The organism is Pseudokineococcus sp. 5B2Z-1 (assembly GCF_037482305.1).
GTDB lineage: Bacteria > Actinomycetota > Actinomycetes > Actinomycetales > Quadrisphaeraceae > Pseudokineococcus.
This window is the reverse complement of sequence record NZ_JBBHZG010000012.1, coordinates 1-4,819: the sequence shown is the minus strand read 5'-3', so window position 1 is coordinate 4,819 and position 4,819 is coordinate 1. Positions and strand designations below refer to the sequence as shown.

Annotated in this window: 1 protein-coding gene and 3 pseudogenes; 2 read left to right on the top strand and 2 right to left on the bottom strand. The window is 65.2% G+C overall.

The annotated features are described in order from the left end of the window. A pseudogene (locus WDV85_RS17225) lies at positions 1-105 on the bottom strand (cobalt ABC transporter ATP-binding protein); the annotation flags it as partial. 122 nt (positions 106-227) lie between these two features. Between WDV85_RS17225 and WDV85_RS17220 the strand changes: the two are divergent. Next, positions 228-568, top strand: a pseudogene (locus WDV85_RS17220) (ATP-binding cassette domain-containing protein); the annotation flags it as partial. A gap of 645 nt (positions 569-1,213) precedes the next feature. Continuing rightward, on the top strand, positions 1,214-4,426 hold the full coding sequence (locus tag WDV85_RS16955) for a tetratricopeptide repeat protein (protein ID WP_339571743.1): 3,213 nt from the start codon (positions 1,214-1,216) through the stop codon (positions 4,424-4,426). A 280-nt stretch (positions 4,427-4,706) separates the two neighbouring features. Here WDV85_RS16955 and WDV85_RS17215 read toward each other — a convergent pair. Beyond that, a pseudogene (locus tag WDV85_RS17215) lies at positions 4,707-4,819 on the bottom strand (cobalt ABC transporter ATP-binding protein); the annotation flags it as partial.

Genomic DNA, 4,819 nt, shown 5'->3' with positions numbered 1-4,819 from the left:
GAGCGCCGCCCGGCGCCGCTGGCCCTGGGACAGGTGGTGCGGCGCGCGGTCGGCGACGTCGCCGAGCGCCACGTCGGCGAGCGCGCGGTCGACGCGGGCGCGCAGATTTTGGCTGTGTGAGTCTCCCGTGTCCCCGAGCGGGCCCACGACCGCGGCCCAGTGGGCGAGATGGCCCGCGCAGTACCAGCAACCGCGGCGGCGGTCGCGGTGAGCGCGCGGGTCGTGGGGTGAACGCCGGTGTCGAGGGCCCGCCCTCGCTGCTCGTCGAGGGTCTGGCCTTCGCCCACCCCGACGGGCGCCAGGTGCTCTTCGGCGTCGACCTCGCGGTCACCGCCGGCGAGCGGGTCGCGCTGCTGGGCCCCAACGGCGCCGGGAAGACGACGCTCGTGCTGCACCTCGTCGGCGTCCTCGGGGCGGTGGCGGGTGGGACGGGCGCCGGGCGGGTCGTCGTCGGCGGCCTCGAGCTCGGCCGACGCACGCTGCCGGAGGTGCGCCGGCGCGTCGGCGTCTTGCTGCAGGACCCGGACGACCAGCTCCTCCGCCGACCGTCGGGGACGACATCGCCTTCAACCTCACCAACGCGTAGGGGACAGCGTTGCCCAGTGACACTAGGTTACTTCGCAAGTTGTCACGATGGGCAGCGTCAAGCTCCTGAGAGGACGGTGCAAGTATGGTTTCCCTCGAGGCCGCCGGCTTGTACGTGGCGCAAATGGGCGCGAAGACGGCAGGAACGTTGGCCAGCCAACTATTGCGGGAGAGGCATTGGCCTCAACGCACTGCAAAAGCGGCCTTTAGTGGCCTGCCGCGGCCTCGCCCACGCCGCCAGCTGGTTCGGTGGCTCAGACAACCAGACACTCTGTCTAAGGTTCTACTCGCGCCGCAGGCGCCAGGCCCAACAGCCGTCGCCGCACTTGAGTCTGCTCTGCGGAGAGACGGCCGCTGGTCCCGCCTCCCGCATGCCACGCAGAGGGAGCGCGCCACTCGGGTCGCCACCAGACTCTACGATGCGATCCTGTCCGAGCACAGCGCGACATGGTCCACTAGGATTGCAGCAGTACGCGTCTCCGGAAAACTTGAGGCCCAAAGCGCGGCGCTCGCTGACCTGCAAGGTGGCCTGCGCCGCCTACAAGCGAGCCACGACAAAGCGTTCGACCAGGGCAATGAGCACTCCCTCGAGGCCCGCCTCCCCCGACTACCGGCGGCGCTGCATGAGGTGGTTCGACGAGCATGGACCGAGGACCAGCAACACACTTGGTGGCTAATCGAATCTCTAACCGAGACATCAGTCGACCCACTCGATGTCATAGCGGAATGGACTAGGCTCCGCCCTTCCTGGCTGGAGGATGCCGGCCCACACGCCACGCTCGCCGCGGCGGAGTTAGCGCTCGCTTACGAGGGACAGGCTCTGGGGCGTGAGCTCCTCTTGCTGGCGGCTCAACGCGGCACCATCGAGCGCCAAACTCTCATCGCTAGAGCCGCGTTCACTGATCTGACGCGTGACCGCGTCGGAGCTAGGCGCACCCTAGCCTTAGCCGGAACTCCCACAGAGAGCCCCTCGCCGTTTGTCCGAGCTGTCGACCGACTAGTCGAAGAAGACTGGGATGGCGTCCACTCGATACTCGACACTTGGTCGCCCAGGAACGCGACTGACCTCTTCCGACGCTGGCTGATCGCCGATACCGCTCTCCTCCTGGCCGCAAATAGCGACGCACCGATCGGCCCACTCTTAGCCCTCTCCATCGAGCCAACAAGATCCTTCCTTGAGCGAGCTTGGCGAGCCGATATCGCGATTGCGCAGGCCACCCGGCTTGTAACGCTGGTTGGCCTGGGACAGTCCAGGCGTCCCATGTTCCACTTACAAGAGGCTCGCCGGCTGGCCCTCATGGCACGCGATTCCCGGCGCATCTGGCGCGGCGAGACGGCCACGGCGGTAGCCGCCGCATGCGAAGCCGCTTTCTTTGCTGGCGACGTGGACGCCGTGCTTGAGCTTGGGACCGTCCATGGCGAGGCCACGCCACGCGAAGCCGCATCACCTCTCGTTCTGGCTAAAGTCGCCGTCGCGATGGCCCTCCGCGGGGAAAGCATCGACGCGCTCGACCTCAGCCACCTTGACGCCTTCGACCGAGAACGAGCCCTTGCGCATTCGGCATCCCAACATGGCGGTGACCCGGAGCACCATTGGAGCGCCGCGGTAGCCGCCTCTGGGGATGATGAGTCGAAGCGGGCAGTAGCGCTAGCGGGTCTTGCTGGCACAGGCGCAAGAGTCTTGCCGAATATGGACTACTTGATCCAGCATCATCCAGCGACAGCCGCACAGATCCTCGCTATAGGGGAACTGGCGCGCGGCGAACATGACCAGGTAGTTGAACGCTTCCGCGGCCGCGCCGGCGATGACCTGCAATCTGCCACTCTTCTAGCGCAAGCATATGACTCAGCGGGCGACACGGCTGCGGCGATCGACGTATACCAGCAGGCGGGGCGACGCTTCGCCGACCCAGATCTACTGTTCAACGCGGCCATATTGATGCATAAGGCCGACCGCGCCCCTGAGGCTAAGGACTTAGCACTCCAGATACTTGCATCGGAGTCTGCAGCCTGGCCAGGCCGCGCGAGAGCGCTGCACTTCGCAGCTCAAATGGCAGCGGAAGCCGACGACTTGCCCGCCGCCACGGGCTTCCTCACGTCATGCCTAGATATCGACCCTGCCCACACCTACAGACGCTGGGACCTGATCCGGTTGCATCTGGCGCGAGCCGACACGACTTCCGCCTGGCGCACTTTTCAGGAGCACCCGACCCTACTTACGCCCCAAGACCTCCGCCAAGCCATCGCTTGGCTAACGCTCTTTCGAGAGGAGGGGAACGCCGAGCAGTTGGCAAGGGGCGCGGTGGAGTTGACGCACAGATTCCCGGACGATGAGCACTTGGCCGCGAAGGCCGTCGCTAGCGTCCTCCTGCCAGGCCCAAAGACTGACGCACCCCTGAGTGACGACCTGCTGGCAGAGGTGCAAGGCATGATCGCCGAGTACTTGCGGCGGTGGCCAGAAGGTGCCATACAAAGCATTGCAGTCGACCCAGACGATCCTGCAGCCATGCTCACACGACTACACGAAGCGACGCAGGGCGACTCTCGCGCGAGGGCGTTCCGTCGAATAACAGAAGGTCGAGTAGCGCGCGGCGAGATGCCCTTGGGTTTACTGAGCGCCACGTCCAGCAAAGCCTACTCCGAGATACTGCTTACGCGGGGCCTGGGAGTCCTACCCGCCTCAGCGCCTCATAGTAGCGAGCATGCTCTCTCTGTGACGGAGGCCTATGCTGCACTCGGCGGCCCTTGCATCGTGGATGCCTCAGCCCTAGTCGCCGTACTACAGTTACCTCAGGAAGATCGCGAGCATCTTATGCGGGCCTTCACCGCTTGCGAGATCATCGACGAGACTTTGATGGATGTGCGGAATGGGCGAGACTCCTTGTCCACCAAAAGCACCGTAAGCATAGGCTATGACGAAGTAGAGCAGCGCAGCGTCATACATGAGTTGCCAGAGGAGCAGGCAGAACGGTTCGCCGAATCGGCAGTGGACCTGCTAGACCTCGCCTTAGCCATGCCGCGACGACGTTCACTGTTGCCTCAGAGTGGCAACGCGAAGGCCGCCGCGGACGCCGGCGGCGGCAGCTTCAGCCCCTGGCTCCCTACACTGCAGACCGCCGGTTCTCTCGGAAGACCCCTTTGGAGCGACGACGCGTCGCTGCGTTCCCTCGCGCGGTCCATGGGCATCGGAGCATTTGGATCTGCCGCTCTTATTACGGCGGCGGGGTCGCGCAGACCTGAAGGCGCCGAATGGAGTGTTGAGATGCACACGCGCTTGGCGCGGGCGTCTGTGGCGGTGCCCTTGACTGAGAGCCTCTTGCATGTCGTCGCCGACCACGATTTATGGCAACCCTTAGGCGCCGCGGCGCTCCTCGGCGATGCCACCTTATGGGCGAACCTACAGCACGCGTACACACTTTTGAATTCCGTGGCTTCTCAGGTAGCGGCGAAGAGCCCGGACAGCCTTGGAGGCTGGGCGTTCCGATGCGCTCGAGGACTGTCTTACGCCTACCCCGACGTCTTAACAGCTGCCAAGGCAGCGGGGACGGCGTTCGCCATAATCCTGCGTCAGGCTAAGACACCATCGTCGGCGGTGCCAGATCTCTTAGCAGCCATGCGCGCTGGGCTCTCCGACGCCGCGGTCGACCCGCAATGCGTTGCAGATCCCTTGTACGTTTCAGCTCTCCACTTGCGCGCCACCATGCTGAGTGAGGGCGAAGCCGCCGCCGCCCAGTGGATCAGCGCCTACTTTTCTGCCCTCGACAAGGATGATAAGGAGATTGTCGAAGCAAGCATAGACGCTTTCACTCAGGGCGTCGATCACCGACGCGCCGGGGGATGACTAAGGCGTGCCCATCGAAAGCGGCGCGTGGGCCCATGATGGCTGGATGCAACAGCGGTGAATGCAGGGGTAGCCGGCGGAAATCTACCGAGTGGCACTTAGGAGTTGTACGCCCCAAGCGGTTGACGCCGCTGACTGAGATCGTCCTGCCGTACGCCGTGCTTATCGTCGGCTTCAACTTGGTAGCCGTCGGAGCCGCCTGATGCCCCGCTGAAACTGACGTCACTGGCGCCCTACGGGCGAGAGAGGCGGGTGACACGAAGCATGGCGAGGCGGCGTGTCAATTGGCCGACGGCGGCGGCAGCGCGCGCGGGTCGAGGCCGAAGGGCAGCTCGAGGCGGTGGGCGCGCAGCAGCGCGGCGTCGGCGAGCAGGTCGCGCGTCGGGCCGTCGG